This window comes from Neolewinella maritima (assembly GCF_923081025.1).
GTDB classification, from domain to species: Bacteria; Bacteroidota; Bacteroidia; order Chitinophagales; family Saprospiraceae; genus Neolewinella; species Neolewinella maritima.
The window spans coordinates 1,122,766-1,142,534 of sequence record NZ_CAKLPZ010000001.1 but is presented as its reverse complement, the minus strand read 5'-3'; the positions used below and the strand labels follow the sequence as shown (position 1 = coordinate 1,142,534).

Here is a 19,769-nt window from a genome sequence, read left to right as displayed (position 1 = left end):
GTGTCGTACTACAAACGGTGTCACCTTGCTTTGGTTTTACCGCTTATTTGTTGGAACCCTTGATTCACCGACGTTAAGTCGGTTGTTTCACACAATACTAGACTAAAATTTTAAACTGTCATATGACAACGTTCGGTATGGCGTAAAAAAAGACGCAAGATCTTCATCTTGCGTCTCGGGAGAATACAGTTTGTCGGCTCAGCTTGGTTTACATCTTGGCTACGATGCCGGCGATGTTGAACTTGCCCTGGATGGTCTTTGCGGCAGCCTGCGCTTCCGTCACGTTGACGAAGGCTCCGGCGTAGACCCGGTTGATTACTTCGCCGTCCGGCTTAGTGATCGCGCGGTAGTACACGTCATTGATGCCCTGTTCTTTCAGCTCCTCTACCCGGCGTAGGGCGTAAGTCTCGTTGTTGTAGGCGGCTAGTTGTACTGCATAGGTACCCGAGGCCGGTGCCGGTGTCGCAGCGATTGCTGCTGGACGGGGGGCCGATGCACCGCGGGCGGCCTGCTGCTCGGGGACGGTGGGCGTGGGAGGATCTACACGTACTGCAGCGGCAGCGGGGCGTGCCACGGCGTAGCGGTTGAAGGTGGCGGGCTGCTCGACGGCGGACTTGGGCGTACTGTCGTTCGTAGTGCCGTAGGTAGCGGGGCTGGCTGCGGTATCACCGGTGGGCACGGGGTTCCAGTTGCTGAATCCGGCGCGCTCCAGGCTGACCGCGCCACGACCGGCGATGCCGAGGCGGGCGGCGGCTGTTTCGCTGAGCGTAACCAGGCAGTCGGTGCACTCCTGTCCCTTATCGGTGACCCGCACGACTACGGTACGTCCATTTTCCGTGTTGGTGACCCGGAGTAGGGTACCGAGTGGCAGGGCGGGGTGACCGCCGGTCATTTCGGTGGCTTCGTAGGTCTCGCCGTAGGCCGTTTGCTTGCCACGGGCGCTAGCATCGTACACGCCGGCTACACCCTGCTCGCGCTCGGGCAGCGTACCGTCGTAGGTCTTTACTTCACTGGCCTGCACTTCCTTGGGGTGTGCAGCGGGGGCTGAATGACTGGTGTTCCACTCGAAGCTCTGCGCACTAAGCAGGGCAGAAGCGGAGAGGAACGTACTGAGGAGAAGAAGTTTCATATGTGACAGGGTTGGGATTCACTAAAAACGGAGCGAATCATCTATATATCCGGGCACGCAAGGCCCGTATGGGTAAATGTAACGGGCCACCGCCCCATTTGCTCGATAAATGACACAAATTATTTGAAATTTAACTTATTGAATGGTCAGCGTGTCCGTCGTCCACTTATCGACTTCGCGCCAGGCGTAGCGCTCGTCTTCCCAGCGCAGCAGCTCCACCGTACTGTAGCCCTTGTAGTTCAGGAACCAAGTTTCGATGATGCGCTTAGCCGCATCGTTACCCAGACTGAAGTCCAGAAAATTATCGGCCAGGTAGACACGGTCGGCCGCCGCTGCGGGCACGGCGATGATCTTGGTGTCGATCTCTCCGCGGTCGCGCAGCAGGAGCGTAGCGATGGGCTGCACGTGCAGTTGCGTACCCGTTGGTACACTCTCCCCGATCACCAGCACGTCGAGCGCGTCGCCGTCCCCACCCCGCGCCCGGTCCATCAGCGTGGAGGGTACGAAGCCGTAGTTGCCCGGGTAGGGCAGAAAGTTGATCACGCGCTGCGCGCCGTCGGCCAGGGTATCGTTAACGTAGCCGCTCTGCGGATGGTATTCGATCTTGTGATTCGTGCCGGCGGGGATCTCCACGATGACATTGAGGTACTCCCCTGCCCTGCTCGCAATCGTATAGGGGTCGACCGTGTCGGCAACTAAGGTAGTCGCGCCGCCGTCCGTCACGGTTGGGTTTGGGTCGCAGGCGAGCAGTAGCCCCAGCAGGAGCAAAAAGAACGTACGCATCATATAGGATAGGACTCAGTAAGGGCACAAGGTCACCATAATTATTCTTCGAAGTAGCCCAGGGTACCCCCCACCCAAGTCTTGCCGGCGTTGTACCGCACACCGATCATCTCCCCCTTCGACAGCCGCACGAGGTTGTTGACCAGAACCGGGCGGTCGGCGTCCGGCGGCCAGAGGTACATCATGCGCAGTTCTACACGTGCCGGCTCGTCGAGCGTCTCTACGATCGGCACGTATGTCACCTTCTTTTGCAGAATGTAGTGCTCGGGCGTATCCAGTGCCTCCAGGTCTGCCACCGTAGGATGAAGGTTCACACCCATACCGGCGAAGCTGTAGAGGGGTTTGAGGACGTAGTCAGTCAGCGGCTCGGGATACTGGTCCAGCTCGGAGACAAAGTGGGTCTCGGGCACGTAGGGCGAGTCCATAAAGGGCAGGCTGTACTTGCTGATGAGGAAGAACCAGTTCGGGTGCCCGGCCCACTCTACATCGACCCGCTCGATCATGTTGAATTGCCGCCTGAGCTCCGGATGAGCCTTGAGGTCGTCAAAGATGACGCGGTTGTAGATCCTGCGCACCTGCGTCCGCGCCCCCTTATTGTCGTAGTAGAGTTTGCCGTCGGTCAGCTCCAGCTCACTGATGCAGAGCTCGGCGATGCCAAGCTCGGCGGCCGCTACGACCAGGTCGATGCGCGTAGTCTGCACCTTGGGGTCTACTTCGAGGATAACAACGTGCTCGGGAGCCTGATCACCCAGGATGGTACGGCGCAAAAGCTCCAAATACTCCTCGGGCGTAGAGCCATCGAAGCGTGCGGAAAAGCCCTTCGGCACGGGGAAGAACTGGCGAAAGCTCCGGTCCAGCAGCGACTGAAAGTGGTACAGCGAGGGAAAGCCCTGTACCTCGACCAGCTGGGGGGTCAGGCTGCCATCCTCGTCGCGGCATACCCCGAAGTCGAGTTGCATGAACAGGGGGCGGTCCGACTGATTGGGTACGTTTTCACCTTCGGGGATGGCCGCCGCCGCCCGCTCGGCGTAGCCAGGTGCGGCGATGACCGATAGTACGTCGTCACAGGCTGCCAGCACCCGCTCGCGGAACGCGCGGGGGAAGAATACGGGGGTTTCCGCAACGTGAAACTTGGGGGTGAGGCCGTACTGTCCGCCCAGCCAGTCCATCATGGCCCGGTAGGCTTCGTTGGTAAAGGCATCGTTGTACTGGCGGCGGAGGGCAGGAATCATAGGTCACCTAACCCCGCGCCGGTTTACTTGTTTGCACCTAGGCCTTGGCGATCGGGTCCTGGTGGTCTACCGTTCCTACTCCGCCGTCGTTGTCGAGGTCCTGGTGAAAGATGCGCTCCATCAGGGCGAAGAGCCGTGGGTGCTTCTGGGCGAAGGCCGCCGGCCGGTTGAAGAAGTACTCGGCGGCTACGGCGAAGAACTCGGCCTTGTTGGTAGTGGCGTAGTTGTCGATATCCGAGCCACCGCGCTCGATGGCTTCCATCTCCCCGCGCATCATCTCCACCCAGGGGATGAGGTACTGATTGTCCAGGAAGTAGTCGGGGATGCCGTCCGTCTCGCCGTCCGCCTTATCGAGCAAGTGGGTAAATTCGTGGATGCCGGTATTGTCGCGTCCGCTATTGGCAAAGCCGCGCCGCAGGGCCTGCTGACTGAGCAGCAGCTTGCCGTTCATGTAGCCGCCGCCCACCATGCCGGCGATATTTCGGCCCTTGCCTTCGGTAGCGAAGGTGTCCTTATTGAAGGTGGTCTTATACAGCAGTACCTCGCGCAGTTTAGGGTACTGGTTCCAGTTCTCGAAGCCGAAGGTGGGGATGAGTCCGCTGGCGGCCACCAGCACCCGGTCCAGCTCGGTCACTTCGGTGTCTACGCCCGTAATGGTCACCCGCTGGAAGAAGTAGCGCATCCGCTGCTGGAAGCGCTTCTTTTGCTTGCGGTCCAGTGTCTTGTAGAAGGTCACCTGCTTGCGCAGCAGCCGCCGCCATTGCTTCCTGAACTCCGGTAGCGGCCCCATAGGCTCCTCGCGAAAGATGTAGTAGAACAGTCCCCCGGCAATCGCCAGTACGAGCAGGGCGACGAGGGTAGCTTCAGTAGTCATAAGGTAGAAGGATGGGGCGGGGTCGCAGGTGCGGTGTGTTGATTAGATGTAGTAAGTGGGGGTGTTTGTTCTGTTGGGTAGTTCTGTAGTTCTGTGGTATTGTAGTTGGGTAGTTCGGTAAGAGTGGTGAGGTTCGGTGGTTGGGCTTGGGGTAGGTAGGCTGGCGAAGTTTGGTAGGTAGTACATTGCCCCTTAGCAATCTCTGCACCTGCGGCCCCGCCCCCCGGTGATGTCTACCACGCCTCCAACATCTACCACATCTCCACCGCCGGCCCTACAGAACTACTCCCCCCCATGAACATCCTACCCCGTTTCCTACGCTACGTGCAGATCGATACCCAGTCGGATGCCAGCTCGCCGACGCAGCCGTCTACCGAGAAACAAAAAGACCTGGGCCGGCTGCTAGCCCGGGAACTGCGCGAGCTCGGCCTGGCGGATGCCGAATTGGACGCCCACGGCTACGTGTATGCGACCCTGCCGGCTAGCCCCGGACAGGAAGCCGTACCCACGATCTGCTTCTGTGCGCATATGGATACTAGTCCGGATGCAAGCGGTAGCGGCGTCAAGCCGATAGTGCACGAAAATTATGAGGGGCAAGACCTGGTGCTGCCCGACGATCCGCGCGTGGTCCTGCGGGCGGATGACTTCGACGGGCTGCGGCAAAATATCGGCCACACGATCGTCACGGCCAGCGGCACTACCCTGCTGGGTGCGGATAACAAATCTGGCCTGGCTGCGATCATGGCTGCCGTGGAGTACCTGCTAGAACATCCAGAGATCCCCCACGGGCGACTGCGGATCCTGTTCACGCCAGACGAGGAGATCGGCCGCGGCGTGAATGCAGTGGATATGAACAAGCTGGATGCCGACTTCGGTTACACCATCGACGGAGAAACGCGGGGCAGCGTGGAGGACGAGACCTTCAGCGCCGACGCCGCCGTGATCAATATCGCGGGCGTAAGCAGTCACCCGGGCTTCGCGAAGGGCAAGCTGGAGAACGCCGTGAAGATCGCCGCTGACATCCTGGCCGCGCTGCCGAAGGACCGGTTGAGTCCGGAAACGACGGCGGATAAGGAAGGCTTTATTCACCCCGTGGCCGTGACCGGCAAGGCCGAGAGCGCACGGATCGACCTGATCCTGCGGGACTTTGTCACGGCCCGTCTGGAGGATCACGCCCAGCTACTGCGAGACGTAATTCAGGAGGTGGGTCCGCGCTACCCCAATAGCTTCATCCACCTGGAGGTGACCGAGCAGTACCGCAACATGAAGGAGGTACTCGACCTGCACCCCCGCGTATTGCAGCTAGCGGAGCGGGCGATCACCGCCGTGGGTTTGGAACTGCGGCGCGCACACATTCGCGGTGGCACCGATGGCTCGCGGCTGAGTTTTATGGGGCTACCTTGTCCGAATATCTTTGCCGGCGAGCACGCCTTCCACTCCCACTACGAATGGGCTAGTGTCTACGAAATGCAAAAAGCAGCTGAGGTCATCGTCGAGATCAGCCGCCTGAATACCCTACCCCACCAATGATCTGGAAAACTACCCCCACCCTGGAAGGCCTCAATGCCATGGGCCCACGCACCCTGGGCGATACCCTGGGCATGAATTTTATCGAGATCGGCGACGACTACCTGGTCGCCGAGATGCCGGTAGACGAGCGCACCGTACAGCCCTTTCGCCTACTGCACGGCGGGGCCTCCGTTGCCCTGGCCGAGACCCTGGGTAGCGTGGCGGGCTTTCTGTCCCTGTCGGAGCCTGATACGCACATCGTAGTGGGGGTAGACATCAATGCCACCCACCTGCGCAGTGTGCCGGAAGGCGGGCGGGTACGGGGCACCGTGCGGCCGGTACGGGTGGGTAATACGGTGCAGGTGTGGGAGATTCACATCCACGATCAACGCGATAAACTGGTCTGCGTGTCGCGCATTACCTGCCAGGTGGTGAAGCGCAGGTAGAAATTTGGAAAAAATATCGCCCCAGCTAAAGCCGGTGAATATTCCGTGACGGTACCGCTGGCCGGGAATTATTTTCTCAATTTACCCCGGCCTCCCCAGCAAATTGCGTATGCAAACCTGAGAGCGGGGCTTACGTTGCACCATATGCACCGATATTACTGCTCAATGCTTTGACGGTCAGTACATAAGGTGCTAATTTCGCACTTACTCATCTACACTACCATGATCACATCCACTTTCGTCAAATCTAAGAAAGCGTACAAGGTATCCTTCGAGCTCGCCCAGGAGCGGGTCGGAGCAGACCGCGACGTACGTGTACTCGGCAACTTCAACGACTGGAGCTGGGACCAGGGCGTAAAGCTCAGCTCGGGCAAGAACGGCTACACCGGAGCTACCGAACTGACCCCCGGCACCTACCAGTTTCGCTACCTGGTCGATGGACACCACTGGGCCAACGACGATACCGTAGACAGCTACTCGGATAGCGGACACGGATCTACGAACTGCTGCTTCACCCTGGACGAGGTCAAGGAAGACAAGAGTACGGACAAGAAGCCCGCCGCGAAAAAGTCTGCCGCTAAAAAGCCCGCCGCGAAGAAAGCAACTGCCAAGAAGGACGATGCCATCGAAGCAGCTACCAGCGCTCCGGCCAGCAAGCCGGTCGTGACCCCCAAGGCCACCGCCAAGAAAAAGCCCGCAGCGAAGAAGCCTGCCGCCAAGAAACCCGCCACGAAGAAGGCCGCCAAGGCCAAAACCGACGACCTGAAGAAGATCGAAGGCGTAGGCCCGAAGATCGCCGGTCTACTCAATGAGGCGGGGATCAACAGCTTCGCCGAGCTGGCCAAGGCCAGCGAGAAGCAACTCGCCGACGTACTACAGAAAGCCGGTGCGCGCTTCCGCCTGGCCCAGCACGATACCTGGCAGGAGCAGGCCACCCTAGCTGCCAACGGCAAGATGGACGAGTTGAAGAAGCTTCAGGACACCCTCAAGGGCGGCAAGAAGTAGGCAGCTACTCCTCCGCGGGTGGATACGCGTATAGTTCGGAATAGTAGCGGTCGTACTCGGGCTTGACCAGTGCGCCGATTACTGCATCGACGATGAATCCAGGCCACCAGAGCAGGTTGACCAGGGTCACGGCGTTGAGTCGCGTGGTCATGAGCTGACTCACGGGCTGATGCCCCTCCAGTTCGAAGGTTACGTAGCGCGAGCGCGTGCGGCGGGGCACCTTGGTGATCAGGGGGGTGCGGCCCAGCGGGTGCCCTTCCAGGTAGACCATCGCGCCGGAGGGCTGGGAGGTGAAGTAGATATCGTCCGCCGTACCGGTGAATACCGTAGCGCAGCTGCTGGACACGAACACGACCAGTAGAAAGGGTAGATACTTGAACATGGCTTTTGCTTGGATTAGCTAATGAATATCGCGATTCATACCCTGCCCAGCCGCTATCCGCAGGAAGTATAGGAAGGATTTAACATCCCCTACCCTTTCACGTTACGGTCCTTAACTATTTACCATTTAACTTCTTTCCGCCCGTGCCCGTCGCTACCTCCGTCACCGCCCACTCCCGCTTTACCGATTACGATATCAACCTGTTCCGGGCCGGCAAGAACTTCCGCCTGTACGATAAGCTGGGCAGCCACGTCATCGAGGTAGCCGGCGAGCGCGGTACCTACTTCGCCGTCTGGGCACCCAGCGCACGCGCCGTACACGTCTTCGGTGATTTCAATAGTTGGGACAAGCAGGCCCACCCCCTTAACGCCCGCTGGGATAGCAGCGGCATCTACGAGGGCTTTATCCCGGGCGTAGAGAACGGCGCTGTCTATAAGTACGCGGTACAGGCACAGAACGGGGACTGGCTCGAAAAGGGCGACCCCTTCGCCCGCCTCTGGGAAGTACCACCCAAGACGGCCAGCGTAGTCTGGGATACCTACTACGAGTGGAACGACACCGACTGGATGAAGGACCGCTACCAGCACAATGGTATCGACCGGCCCTATTCGGTCTACGAGGTGCACCTCGGCAGCTGGAAGAAAACGGAGAAGAATGAGTCCCTCAACTACCGCGACCTAGCCACCGAACTGGTCGACTACCTCACGCGGATGAACTACACCCACGTGGAGTTCCTGCCCGTTATGGAGCACCCCTACTTCCCGAGCTGGGGCTACCAGATCACCGGCTACTTCGCCCCCTCCAGCCGCTTCGGCGGACCGCAGGACTTCATGGCCCTAGTTGATGCGCTGCACGCCGCCGGCATCGGCGTCATCCTGGACTGGGTACCCAGTCACTTCCCCAACGATGCTCACGGCCTGGCGCAGTTCGATGGTACCCACCTGTACGACCACGCCGATCCGCGCAAGGGATTTCATCCCGACTGGAAGAGTGCCATTTTTAATTACGGACGCAACGAAGTGCGCTCCTTCCTCATCTCTAACGCCCTGTTCTGGCTCGACCGCTACCACATCGACGGACTGCGGGTAGACGCGGTAGCCTCCATGCTCTACCTCGATTACAGCCGCAAAGCTGGCGAGTGGATCCCCAATGAGTACGGCGGCAACGAAAATCTCGAGGCCATCAGCTTCCTGCGGGAGTTCAACGAGGCGGTCTACAAGGACTACCCCGACACGATGACCATTGCTGAAGAGTCGACCGCCTTCAGCGGCGTCAGCCGGCCTACCTACGTGGGCGGACTCGGCTTCGGACAAAAGTGGATGATGGGCTGGATGCACGACACCCTCAAGTACTTCAAGGAGGACCCCATTAACCGCAGCTTCCACCACAATACCCTGACCTTCTCCCTGGCCTACGCCTTCAGCGAGAACTTCATGCTGCCCCTGAGCCACGATGAAGTAGTGCACGGTAAGGGTCCCCTGATCGACCGCATGCCCGGCGATGAATGGCAGCGCTTCGCCAACCTCCGGCTCCTGTATGGCTACATGATGACCCACCCCGGCAGCAAACTCAACTTCATGGGCGGCGAATTCGGCCAGACCACCGAGTGGAGCATCGAGCGCGGACTGGACTGGAGTCTCACCGACTACCGGCCCCACGCTACCCTGCAGCAGTTCGTCGCCGACCTCAACAAGATGTACCGCGAGACCACCGCACTCTACGCCCAGGCCTACGATCCCCGCGGCTTCGAGTGGATCGACATCGGCGATCACCAGAACAGCGTACTGAGCTACCTGCGCCGTGGTAAGAACGACCGGGATATCGTAGCCGTAGTGCACAACTTCACCCCCACCGTGCGTGCGGATTACCGCCTTGGCGTCCCCTTTGCGGGCACCTACACCCCCGTCATCAATAGCGACGATGAGCAGTACGGCGGTACCGGCAACTATACCCAGACGTCCCTGCAATCCGTACCCAGCGAGTGGAACGGCCGGCCGAACCACGTCGAGCTTACCCTCCCTCCTCTGGCTACCGTCGTGCTTCGCTTCGAGGCATCATCCAGCGTGGATGCTGTAACGACTGCTAAGAAAAAGCAGCCAGCGGCTAAGAAAGCCGCCAAGTCCAAGACCACGGCAAAGAAGAAATAGTCCGCCTAGAACAGGATACAGACCGGGATGGGGGCTGTCGTACGCGTTACGAAGTCCAGCATCCCGGTCTGTTGGTTTCTGGCTAGGGTGGTGATATTCTTCGACCGCTGGTTAGCGACCAGCAGGTATGCTTCGTCGGGTGAGAGGGCGAAGTTGCGCGGCCAGTCGCCGGCGACCGATTCGTGCTCCAGCGCGGTGAGCGCTCCGGTACCCGCATCGATGCTATATACTACGATACTATTGTGCCCACGGTTAGAGCCATACAGGAAGCGGCCGTCGCTGCTCACGTGGATATCCGCGCAAAAACTCTCCCCCGTAAAGTCATCCGGTAGCGTAGACCAGCTTTCGACTACGGATAGGTCGGTACCGTCCATCGCGATCTGCGTTACGGTACTGTTGAGCTCATTGATCACGTAGATCCACTTCCCGTTGGGGTGGATGGTCAGGTGACGGGGACCGGCGCCGTCTTCCATCTTCACGGCGGGCGGCGTGGCGGGGCGCAGGGTATTCGCGCGTTTATCCAGCGTATAGTGCCATACCTCATCCGTGCCGAGGTCTACGGCGAGTACTTCCGTATCGTCGTTCAGGTAGTAGGACGAGTGGGCGTGCGGCGTTTCTGCTCCCCGCGCCCGATGGTCCTGCACGTCGAGGCGCTCGGAGAGCACGCCGTCGGTGGCCAGTCGCCACAGTTCCAGCGTACCGCCGCCGTAGGTCGCTACGGTGACGTAGCCATCCCGGGTCACGTTAATATGGCAGGGACCGGGGGCACTGGTAGGGCGGCGGTTGAGTAGCTCCAGATCGCTGCCGTTTACCCGGAAGGAGGCTACGCTTCCCCCGCCGTTTACTTCTTCCACCGCCACTAATCGGCTACGGTCGGGCGTGTAAGCGAGGAAGCTCGGACTGGAAGCTTCGGCGACGCGTCCGTTGTTGGTCAGGGTACCGTCGCTGTTGAGCGTGAAATGGTAGATACCGGGTTCATGGACGCCGTCGTCGTTGTAGGTACCCAGAAAGAACCCAGCGGCCGATGCGCCGTCGCGGCCGGGAGCCCCGTCTTTTCCGTCTTCCCCCCTCCCCACGGTACAGGAAAGAGCGAGCAGAAGGGACAGCAGGGCGGGGAGTAGGTAGCGCATGGGGTGAATATACACCCCCGCACGGTTTGCCCTACCGAGGTCGTACCGATAGCCCCACAAATACATTCCGTCCCGGTGCCGGCTGGTAGTACCGGCCACCGAACTGCGGATTGAGGTCGTTGCCAAAACTCATCCGCTCGTCCAGCAGGTTGCTACCGCCGAGGTAGAAGTCGTAGGTCGCAGCGCCCACCCGGCGCCGGTAGCCGATCCGTGCCCGCAGCAGGTGGTAAGCCTCGCCGTACACCGTATTTGCGTCGTTCATGGGGATGGCGTCGGTGTAGTTCTCGGTCAGCGTAGCGTACAGGCCAAGGGGCAGGTGGACGCGCGCCTCCAGATTGACCACGTGCGGTGCCGTGCCGGGCAGTCGGTTGCCGGAGTAGTCCGCACCGCGCTGCTCATAGTCGCCGTAGCGAAAGCGGTGGTAGGTGTAGCTGCCGTACAGCTCCAGCCAGTCGGTCGCTACGTAGTCCAGGCTCAACTCCGTACCGTACTGATCGGTGTTGCCGGCATTGCGGAAGAGGCTGGTGCCCCGCGCATCGGAAAAGGTGCTAATGGTCTCGCTGAGGCGCAGGTAAAACAGACTGGCGGTATAGGCGAGCGCTCCCCGACTCCCCTTGGTGCCCAGCTCGTAGTTCGTGCCCCGCTCGGGACGCAGTCCGGTATTGATGCTGCCTTCGTTCGTCCGGAACTCATCCAGCGTGGGCGGACTGAAACCACTACTCACGCTCCCGTACAGACTGTACCCACCAAAGTCGCGGAGCACCGAAAAGCGCGGACTGAGGACAGTCTGAAAGGAGCTTTCTACTATTCCGGGATTCCCATCCGCGTCAAAGGTGCGGTCTACGCGGTAGCTGAGGTCGTTCAGGCTCAGGCCCACCGAAATTTTCCAGTTTCCGAAGTCCTGACTAGCCTGACCGAACACGTTCTGCTGCCGGCTGGTCACTTCATCACTGAAGTTGAGGTCCGTAGGGCTACCCGCCTCGTTACCGAAGTTGTTGGCCATGCGGTACTGTAGCTGCTGTTCGGTGCCGAGCGAGAGTTTGAGGACGCTACCCGCAAAGGGCATGCGGTAATCCGTGACGAAGCGGCCACCGAGCCCGAGGTTCGTCTCCCGCTTATAGTCGAAGTTGAAGGGGTGATCGAAGTAGAAGCCGGTACCGTAGCCGGTGACCTGACTGCTCCAGCGGCCCCGCTCCCAGTTGTGGGTGACGCCCAGCAGCAGGTTATCGTAGTTGATACTGGCGTTGGTCTCCGCGCTGCCGGGCCGGGCCTGCCGGGGGTTCGCGGCGTACTGCTCGACGTTGAGTCCACCGGGTAGGTCGTAGCCGAGACGGGTGTACAGCAGATGGAGCGACAGTGCACGTCCCGGACTGATCGCCAGACGAGTAGACGACTGCACGGTCTGCCGGCTTAGCGCACTGTGGTCACGGTAGCCGTCCGTCTGCTGGTGGGCTACGCGTAGCTGAGTCATCGCATTACCGGAACGAAACTGCACCTGCGCCCCCGCCCGCAAAAAGCCGTAGGAGCCGGCCGCTACGTCCGCGCGCGCCGGACCGCTGAGTGTATCGGTGGATAGCAGCAGCGTACCCGCTGTACCCGCGCCGTAGATGCTGCCCGACGGACCGCGCAGCAGCTCCACCCGGTCGATGTTGCCGATATCGAGGAAGTTGAGCTGGGTGTCGCCGCCGGGCTCGGTGAGGGGGATGCCGTTCCAGTAGACCTTGATGTTGCGCACGCCGAAGGGGCTGCGCAGGGTGCTGCCGCGCACGCTGATCCGGTAGCTCCCCGGTGCCCGCTCTTCAAAACGCACGCCGGGCAGGCGGTTCATGGCGGGCAGCAGGTCATTGGCCGGATACTGCCGCAGTTCGGCCGTGCGCAGGGTGCTCACGCTGGCGGCTACCCGGTAGGCGGGGGCGTCGTCGCGAAAGCCGGTGACGGTGGCGTCCGGCAGCGTAAAGGTCGTGTCGGACTGGGCACCTACCGTAGCGGTCAGGAGACAACAGAATAGCAGGAATCGCATGGGCGCTGGTTAGCCGCGTTCTACCGGACAGGTCATGCAGTGGCTTCCTCCCCTGCCCCGACTCAGTTCCGCGCTCGGCAGGGTGATGATGGTCTTGGTCAGGTCCGTAACAGCTACTTCGCCCGCTTGGATGCGTTCCAGCAGCCGTTTCGCGCCGGTGATGGTGTAGCCGCTGCGCTGCAGGGTTTCGGCGGTGACCGGATTACGGTCGTAGGTCAGGGCAATGCCGGGGCGCAGGGCGACCAGGTTGCAGCCGTCCGTCCACTGCTCCCGCTCCTGGAAGGGGCTGCGGCCGTTGCCGGCAGCGATGAAGTTGGCCTGTGGATCGATCTCGGCCAGGATAAAGGCCTTCAGACTGGCGTAGGTATCGGACGTACCATCGTGCCGCCAGACTTCCACGCCCGCCTGCCGCCCACCCTCGGCGATGATGGGCTGGTAGCAGACGTAGTCGTGCGTATCGATCTGGGTGAAGATGGTGTCCAGGTGCATGAAGCTGCGCTCGGCCGGCACGCTGACGCGCACGACCTGCTTGACTACGCCCTTCTTAAACAGCAGATCCGCTAGTTTGCGAATGCTGTAGGTATTGCTGCGCTCGCTGTCGCCAATCAGCAGACAGTCAGCATTTAACAGCATCACGTCACCACCCTCCATAAACACCTTCTCGCCGAGTTTGCTAGGGGGGAAGGCGTCTACGTTATTGAGGTTGATGACCCGCCCTTCGTTCCACAGCTTAGCGAACATGGGGTGGGCTACGATCACTAGGCGGGTGAGGAAGTTCTCACGGCTGCGGGCCTGTTTGGCAGCCTTGGTGATGAGCACGTGATCGTTGATGGTCACGGCGATGTCCCGGGTAAAGATGAAGTTGGGGATGGGATCGAAGAGTGTCCGTTCGGCCTGCTTGTCGAAGCCGGTGATCAGTACGTCGGCCAGTTGCGCGGCGGGCAGTTCGGCGAGCTTAGCGGCGTAGGTGACCGGTAGTTCCTCAAAGTTGATGATCAGATCGAGGGTCTCGCGGGTTGCTTCGGCGGAGGCCTCGATGGCTTCGGTCAGTAACGTACCGATCTCTAGCACCCCGTCCTGCCCCACGAAGGCGCGTAGGATAGCGGTGAATACGTCGTGCTCTTCCTGCAGGCGGGGCAGGTAGACGATGTCGTCGAAGAGCAACTCTTCGGCCCGGCGCGGGGTGATGGTGGCGGTACCCGCATCGGGGCGATGTACGATCACCCGGCGCAGGGCGGCAATTTCAGAATTAACTTGGATGGGCATGGTCGCGAAGGTAGTGCGGCAGCGGGGGCGCGACCGCTGGTGCGGAGCAAATCCAAAAAAAAGCTAAAAAAGCGGGTAACATCCCACCATCCGTCCGAAATTAGCCGTTAGCCCCGTAGCTACCGAGACGACACATGAAAGGAGTATTCACCGCCACCCTTATTTTACTGTTCCTGATCCCCCCGGCTGTTGCGGGGGCAATCGACTGGACGACCGATGACAACTCCGACCAGGAGGCCTACATCGAGCGCTTCAAGCGCATCGCTATGGAAGAGATGGAACGCTCCGGCGTACCCGCCAGCATCAAACTGGCCCAGGGCATCCTGGAGAGCAACTCCGGCAAGAGCTACCTGGCCCGCAATGCCAAGAACCACTTCGGGATTAAGTGCGGTGCCAACTGGAACGGCGACAAGGTATACCGCGAGGATGACGACTACGACGACCGCGGCCGCCTCACCAAGAGTTGCTTTCGGCAGTACCGCAATGCGGACGCCAGCTACGTGGCCCATTCTGAGTTCCTGCGCGATCCGCGCAAAAGTTTCCGCTACGGCTTCCTGTTCCGCCTGGAACCCACCGACTACAAGGCCTGGGCCAGGGGACTGCGCAAGTCGGGCTACGCCACCAACCCCCGCTACCCGGAGTTGCTGATCACGCTGATCGAGCGGCACCAGCTGTACCAGTACGACGTGCCCGGGGCCACCACGCCCGTCAATATCGAAGTGCCCGTAGAGGAGGCCATCACGGGTATCCTGCAGCAAAACGATGTGAGCTACTTCGTCAGCGAGGCTCCCCTGAGCGTCCAGGAGGTGGCCCGACGGGTAGACCTCAGCGTGCGCCGCCTGCTCGACTACAACGAGGGGCTGGTCTCGGCCAGTCAGCTGGTCAATAGCAAGGAGCGGATCTATATCCAAAAGAAGCGCCGCAGCTACCGCGGCGGTGAGCGCTATCACATGGTGCGCGAGGGGGAAACCCTCTACGACATCGCCCAGCGCTACGGACTGCGCCTCAGCAACCTGGCCCGTCGTAACCGCGTAGGCGAGCAGGCAAATCCTGCTACCGGTGAGCAGATCAAACTGCGGGGCGGCAGAGTGCGCACCGCCCCCAGGTTGGAACGGTCGCAAACGCCCGCACGTCCACCCACCGACTTCGCACCGGCTCCCGAGCCCACTACTCCTACCACCCCGCCCGCACGGGTAGATGACGACGGATTCCTGGATATGGGCGAACCCGTATCCCCTAATACGCCAATGCCCACCCCCGATCCGCGGCCGGTCACGGCGCCCGAACAACCCGTCATCGTGCCCCCCGGGCAGACGCCCACCACTGCCCCCAACCCAGCTACGGCGGGCTACCATGCGGTGCAGGCCGGTGACACACTCTACGGCATCAGCCGCAAGTACGGCGTGCCCGTCGACACCCTCAAGCGGCTCAACGCCCTGACTGGCAACGGCATCTCGGTGGGCCAGCAGCTCCGCATTCGGTAACTTCGTTCCATGCGTACGTTTTTCTTGCTTTGTTGCCTTGCCCCCGTACTACTCTGTGCGCAGTTGATCGAAGAGGAAGGGGTATACGGAGAAGACTGGGGCGGCTACTTCTACGGTCTGCGGGGAGGTCTCGGACTGGGCAGTCAGGACTGGTCCAATATCGAAACGGAGCTCAATCTAGGTTTCCACGGCGATGTGTTCTACGAGACCCTTTCGCCCAACTCTTCCTTCAGCTTTTGGGCTCAGCTCGGCTACCACCAACGGGGCAGCCGCATCAGTCGGCGACGGGTGCTGACCTTTCAGGGCAACCAGATCCGGCTGCCAGCGGATGATTTCGTGTTCAATAATATCTCGCTGGCACTGGGGGGCAAGCAGGTAGTCAGCTTCCTGGGCCTGGCCGATCTGTACTACCTGCTGGGCGTGCGGGCAGAGTATAACGTGAGTACCAATCTGGGGGAATACGACCGCCTGAATTCTACCCAGGGCGGACTGGCCTTCCGGCAAGATTATCCCGTGGACAGCTATGAGTTCATCAACCGCTTCGTGTACGGTGTCTCCGCCGGCGGCGGGCTGAATATGCCGCTGACGGATCGGCTGGGCGGCTACGTCGAATTAGTCGTGCAACCCGACCTGAACTTCCAGTACAATCAGGGAGCGATCAACAATGTGCTCAACCCCGCCGGCCCGGGCAACCGCACGATCGGGGAGCGCGCAATCCGCAACGTCACCATCGAGCTCTCGGTGGGCCTGCGCCTGCTCAGGAAGTGGACCTACGTAGACTGAGCGTGGCGGTAACGGACTGGTTTCGCGGACTGGGTAGCCTGTTCTTCCCCAATGTATGCCTACACTGTCAGGTGGCTACCGCGCGGGCCAGTGACCTGCTGTGTGTAGGCTGTGAGGCACAGCTCCCCATGACGGACAATTGGCGCCTTCCGGAAAACGATGTGACGGATCGCCTGGCCGGTCGCCTGCCCATCGTATACGGGGCTTCGGCCTACACCTTCCGGGAGGGTACGGTGTGTCAGCAACTCATTCACGCGCTCAAGTACCACCACCGGCCCGACGTCGGGCGCCAGCTCGGGCAGCGGTTCGGGGAGGTGCTGCGGCAGGTCCCGGCCCTAACGGATGTTACCGGTCTGGTCCCCGTACCGATTTATGACCGGCGCCGCCACGAGCGGGGCTACAATCAGGCGGAGGCCATCGCGGAGGGGCTCGGTGAGGCGCTGGGCAAACCTACCTACGCCGATGCCCTACGCAGACGCTCCTTTCAGGGCTCACAGACCAAGCGCAGCAAACTGGAGCGACTGGAGAATGTACAGGATTCGTTCGCCGCGGGGCGGGGCGACTTCCGACAGGACCACCTCGTACTGGTGGATGATGTACTTACTACGGGAGCTACCCTGGACTTCTGCGGAAACGTACTGCTGAGCCGACATCCGGGACTTCGGTTGAGTGTGCTGACCCTGGCGGTGGCCGAGCGCTAAGGGGGTGCCTGAGCCAAGTTTTACATACCTTTGCGCATGGATAACAACCAAAGCTACCCCGACCGCTTCGCTACCCAGGGCCTGACCTTCGACGACGTCCTGCTGCTGCCTGCGTACTCCGAAGTACTACCACGGGAAGTAGACCTCTCCAGCCAGCTGACCCGCGGCCTGCGGCTCAACGCACCGATCGTTTCCGCCGCCATGGACACCGTCACCGATGGGCGGCTCGCTATCGCAATTGCCCGGCAGGGAGGGATCGGGATCGTCCATAAGAACATGACCATTTCGCAGCAGGCCGAGCAGGTCCGCATGGTGAAGCGATCGGAGTCCGGCATGATCGTCGACCCCGTCACGCTGAAGCATGACGCCACGGTGGCCGATGCCAAGAATCTGATGTCCAAGCACCGGATCGGAGGTATCCCCATCGTCAATGACTCCTTCGCCCTGGTAGGCATCCTCACGAACCGGGACCTCCGCTTCGAAACGGCCTCTTCGCGGCCGATCAGCGAAGTGATGACGACAGAGAATCTCGTCACCGCCCCGGTAGGCACCAATCTGGACCAGGCCAAGGAGATCCTTCAGGGCTACAAGATCGAGAAGCTGCCGGTAGTGGATGGTGACGGCATGCTGGTCGGCCTGATCACCTATAAGGATATTTTGAAGGTGCAGGACTACCCCGATGCCTGTAAGGACAGCTTCGGTCGGCTCGTAGTGGGCGGAGCTATCGGTGTCACCGCGGATATGCTCGAACGGGTGCAGGCCCTGGTGGATGTCAACGTAGACGTGATCACCATCGATACCGCCCACGGGCATAGTCGTGGAGTACTGGATGCGGTACGGCGCACTAAGGATCGCTTTCCGGACCTACAGGTCATCGGAGGCAACGTAGCCACGGGAGCTGCGGCTAAGGCGCTGGCGGACGCCGGTGCGGACGGGGTCAAGGTGGGTGTCGGCCCCGGCTCCATCTGTACCACCCGCATCGTAGCCGGTGTAGGCGTGCCGCAGTTGACGGCCATCTCAAACGCAGCCTACGCCCTGCGCGGTACGGGTGTACCGGTCATCGGAGACGGTGGCATCCGCTACTCGGGCGATATCGTCAAGGCCCTGGCCGCCGGGGCGAGTACGATCATGGCCGGCAGCCTCTTTGCGGGGGTGGACGAGAGTCCGGGAGAAACTATACTCTACGATGGCCGCAAGTTCAAGGTCTACCGCGGTATGGGCTCGTTGGGCGCGATGAACAAGGGCAGCAAGGACCGCTACTTTCAGGACGTAGAGGATGACGTAAAGAAGCTGGTACCGGAAGGCATCGAAGGGCGCATCCCCTATAAGGGTAGTCTGGCCGAAGTAGTCAATCAGTACCTCGGCGGCCTACGGGCGGGTATGGGCTACTGTGGCGCCCCCACGATCGAAGCGCTGAAGAAAGCGGACTTCATCCGCATTACGGGTGCCGGCATGACCGAATCGCACCCCCATAACATCACGATCACCAAGGAAGCACCGAACTACAGCCGGCGCTGATCTTCATTTACTACTGTTCCTGATCCAGCGCACGTCGACTTAGTACCGCGTCAGTGAGCGCGCGGGCACGCTGCTCCAGATCGATGGCTAGTACCTCGCGGTTCACCCGCACGACGCGCTCGCGGGTCGGGGTGGGTAATCCGCTGTACCCATGAAGCGCGCCTAGAATAGCTCCGGTCACGGCCGCTACGGTATCGTTGTCCCGGCCGTAGTTCGTCACGAACTCCATGGCCGGTTGAAACTGGTAGTTGGAAAACAGCAGGGCGGTCAGGTTGATGAGGTATACCTCTCCGGCGTGGAAAGGGACGTCCTGACGGGCAGCGGCCAGCAGCTCGTACGCCCGCCGGGTCTGCGCGTAGGTCAGGCTATCGTAGGTGTAAGCGGGTGGCAGTTCCAGGTCCATAGCGCGTGCATCCGCTACCGTGACGCGCCGCGCGCTACGGACGATGGCCCGCGCCTGTTTGAACTGCTGGTAAGCGATACGGCCCAGCAGTCGGGAGCGGAAAAAGCCCCGGGGATCTACCTCGCGAAGTACCCGCGTGAAGTCGGCCGGTCTGGCCGTAGGCAGAAAGGCTACGGAAGTAAGTGCAGCGGTAAGTCCGCTAAGGTCGCGGGCGTAGCCTAGGTCGAAGAGCGCAATACCGTAGGCCGCCTCGTAGGCCTCATCCGGCCGGCCGGGGAAGGCGGCACCCACCACCGGGGCGTAGAGCATACCGGCGCACGACATTTCGCCCCCGTAGAAGCCCGATAGCGCATCGCGGTATCCATCGATGTCGCCCGCAGCATAGGCCCGCGTGATGCGGGCCCACTCCTGGAGCCAGGTCACGCGACGCATAGCGTCTTCAAGGGGCTCGGGTTCCAGGCCACTCGTTTCTTTCAGCTCGGCAATGCTGCTGGCGTAGCGGGTATTGAGAAAGGCACTGAAGCGGCCGGGGTCGAGTATCAGGGGGGTGGCCGGCGGCCGCTCATGGTGCTCCCCCACCACGTACTCCACCAGCAGATCCTTCCACCGGGTGTCGTCGGTACCGGCACCCGGTGGAAGATTATAGTTCCAGGGGCCTTCGGGACTGGGCTCCCGCAACACCAGGTCGAGACTGTCCACGTAGCCGTACTCTTCGCTGATGTCCGTTTGGCTCCACATCTCGGTAGGGGCTCCCATAGCATCGCCGATAGCCGAACCGATCAGGCTACCCAGAATTTTATCGTAGAGTACCGTGTCACTGAGGGCTAGCTCCTGATAGTCGGCTTCGAGGTAGGCGGCGGGTTCCGGCACGGGGGGTGGAGGTATTGTGGGGGAGTCCGGGGTACACGCGCCAAGGAGCACACCAAGGCCCAGCAAAAAGCTAGCTGACCCGGTAGA

Annotated in this window: 17 protein-coding genes; 8 read left to right on the top strand and 9 right to left on the bottom strand. The window is 61.0% G+C overall.

The genetic code is table 11. The features are described from left to right. Positions 1 to 208: 208 nt before the first annotated feature. The 4 genes from MJQ68_RS04645 to MJQ68_RS04630 form a co-directional block, all read right to left on the bottom strand. Complete coding sequence (locus tag MJQ68_RS04645) at positions 209 to 1,129, bottom strand: RlpA-like double-psi beta-barrel domain-containing protein (RefSeq protein ID WP_238749837.1); 921 nt, start codon at positions 1,127 to 1,129, stop codon at positions 209 to 211. Positions 1,130 to 1,264: 135 nt separating this feature from the next. Beyond that, positions 1,265 to 1,915: an inorganic diphosphatase gene (locus MJQ68_RS04640; protein ID WP_238749836.1), complete on the bottom strand. Its 651-nt coding sequence runs from the start codon at positions 1,913 to 1,915 to the stop codon at positions 1,265 to 1,267. A gap of 38 nt (positions 1,916 to 1,953) precedes the next feature. After that, positions 1,954 to 3,144: a hypothetical protein gene (locus tag MJQ68_RS04635; RefSeq protein ID WP_238749835.1), complete on the bottom strand. Its 1,191-nt coding sequence runs from the start codon at positions 3,142 to 3,144 to the stop codon at positions 1,954 to 1,956. A gap of 37 nt (positions 3,145 to 3,181) precedes the next feature. After that, entirely contained in the window at positions 3,182 to 4,018 is an 837-nt protein-coding gene (locus tag MJQ68_RS04630) for a M90 family metallopeptidase (protein ID WP_238749834.1), read from the bottom strand. A gap of 294 nt (positions 4,019 to 4,312) precedes the next feature. Between MJQ68_RS04630 and pepT the strand changes: the two genes are divergently transcribed. From pepT to MJQ68_RS04615, 3 genes are all read left to right on the top strand, one after another. Next, positions 4,313 to 5,548: a peptidase T gene (gene pepT / locus MJQ68_RS04625; RefSeq protein ID WP_238749833.1), complete on the top strand. Its 1,236-nt coding sequence runs from the start codon at positions 4,313 to 4,315 to the stop codon at positions 5,546 to 5,548. Continuing rightward, positions 5,545 to 5,973, top strand: a complete 429-nt coding sequence (locus MJQ68_RS04620) for a hotdog fold thioesterase (protein WP_238749832.1) — start codon at positions 5,545 to 5,547, stop codon at positions 5,971 to 5,973. The genes pepT and MJQ68_RS04620 overlap by 4 nt, the downstream gene beginning before the upstream one ends. Before the next feature lie 222 nt (positions 5,974 to 6,195). Continuing rightward, the gene (locus MJQ68_RS04615; RefSeq protein ID WP_238749831.1) at positions 6,196 to 6,978 is read left to right on the top strand and encodes a DUF4332 domain-containing protein; all 783 of its coding nucleotides are present in this window, start codon (positions 6,196 to 6,198) and stop codon (positions 6,976 to 6,978) included. A 4-nt stretch (positions 6,979 to 6,982) separates the two neighbouring features. Here the strand turns inward: MJQ68_RS04615 and MJQ68_RS04610 are convergent, their stop codons facing one another. Then, positions 6,983 to 7,360, bottom strand: coding sequence for a PEGA domain-containing protein (locus MJQ68_RS04610; protein ID WP_238749830.1), 378 nt, complete (start codon positions 7,358 to 7,360; stop codon positions 6,983 to 6,985). A gap of 143 nt (positions 7,361 to 7,503) precedes the next feature. Between MJQ68_RS04610 and glgB the strand changes: the two genes are divergently transcribed. Then, complete coding sequence (gene glgB, locus MJQ68_RS04605; RefSeq protein WP_238749829.1) at positions 7,504 to 9,507, top strand: 1,4-alpha-glucan branching protein GlgB; 2,004 nt, start codon at positions 7,504 to 7,506, stop codon at positions 9,505 to 9,507. 5 nt (positions 9,508 to 9,512) lie between these two features. On the opposite strand, the gene MJQ68_RS04600 is transcribed toward glgB, so the two are convergent. The 3 genes from MJQ68_RS04600 to MJQ68_RS04590 are packed head-to-tail and all read right to left on the bottom strand — an operon-like array spanning position 9,513 to position 13,923. Then, positions 9,513 to 10,637 (bottom strand): lactonase family protein, encoded by a 1,125-nt coding sequence (locus tag MJQ68_RS04600; protein WP_238749827.1) that lies wholly within the window; start codon positions 10,635 to 10,637, stop codon positions 9,513 to 9,515. A 31-nt stretch (positions 10,638 to 10,668) separates the two neighbouring features. Continuing rightward, positions 10,669 to 12,657, bottom strand: a complete 1,989-nt coding sequence (locus tag MJQ68_RS04595; RefSeq protein ID WP_238749825.1) for a TonB-dependent receptor family protein — start codon at positions 12,655 to 12,657, stop codon at positions 10,669 to 10,671. Between the two features lie 9 nt (positions 12,658 to 12,666). Further along, entirely contained in the window at positions 12,667 to 13,923 is a 1,257-nt protein-coding gene (locus MJQ68_RS04590; RefSeq protein ID WP_238749824.1) for an arginine deiminase family protein, read from the bottom strand. A 134-nt stretch (positions 13,924 to 14,057) separates the two neighbouring features. Between MJQ68_RS04590 and MJQ68_RS04585 the strand changes: the two genes are divergently transcribed. From MJQ68_RS04585 to guaB, 4 genes are read left to right on the top strand one after another with little or no spacing between them, the layout of a single operon-like run. Further along, positions 14,058 to 15,407, top strand: coding sequence for a glucosaminidase domain-containing protein (locus tag MJQ68_RS04585; RefSeq protein ID WP_238749822.1), 1,350 nt, complete (start codon positions 14,058 to 14,060; stop codon positions 15,405 to 15,407). 9 nt (positions 15,408 to 15,416) lie between these two features. Beyond that, on the top strand, positions 15,417 to 16,190 hold the full coding sequence (locus tag MJQ68_RS04580; protein ID WP_238749821.1) for a hypothetical protein: 774 nt from the start codon (positions 15,417 to 15,419) through the stop codon (positions 16,188 to 16,190). Continuing rightward, on the top strand, positions 16,172 to 16,891 hold the full coding sequence (locus MJQ68_RS04575) for a ComF family protein (RefSeq protein WP_238749819.1): 720 nt from the start codon (positions 16,172 to 16,174) through the stop codon (positions 16,889 to 16,891). The genes MJQ68_RS04580 and MJQ68_RS04575 overlap by 19 nt, the downstream gene beginning before the upstream one ends. Before the next feature lie 36 nt (positions 16,892 to 16,927). Further along, the gene (gene guaB, locus MJQ68_RS04570) at positions 16,928 to 18,409 is read left to right on the top strand and encodes an IMP dehydrogenase (protein WP_238749817.1); all 1,482 of its coding nucleotides are present in this window, start codon (positions 16,928 to 16,930) and stop codon (positions 18,407 to 18,409) included. A gap of 10 nt (positions 18,410 to 18,419) precedes the next feature. On the opposite strand, the gene MJQ68_RS04565 is transcribed toward guaB, so the two are convergent. After that, complete coding sequence (locus MJQ68_RS04565; protein WP_238749816.1) at positions 18,420 to 19,682, bottom strand: ADP-ribosylglycohydrolase family protein; 1,263 nt, start codon at positions 19,680 to 19,682, stop codon at positions 18,420 to 18,422. Between the last annotated feature and the right edge of the window lie 87 nt (positions 19,683 to 19,769).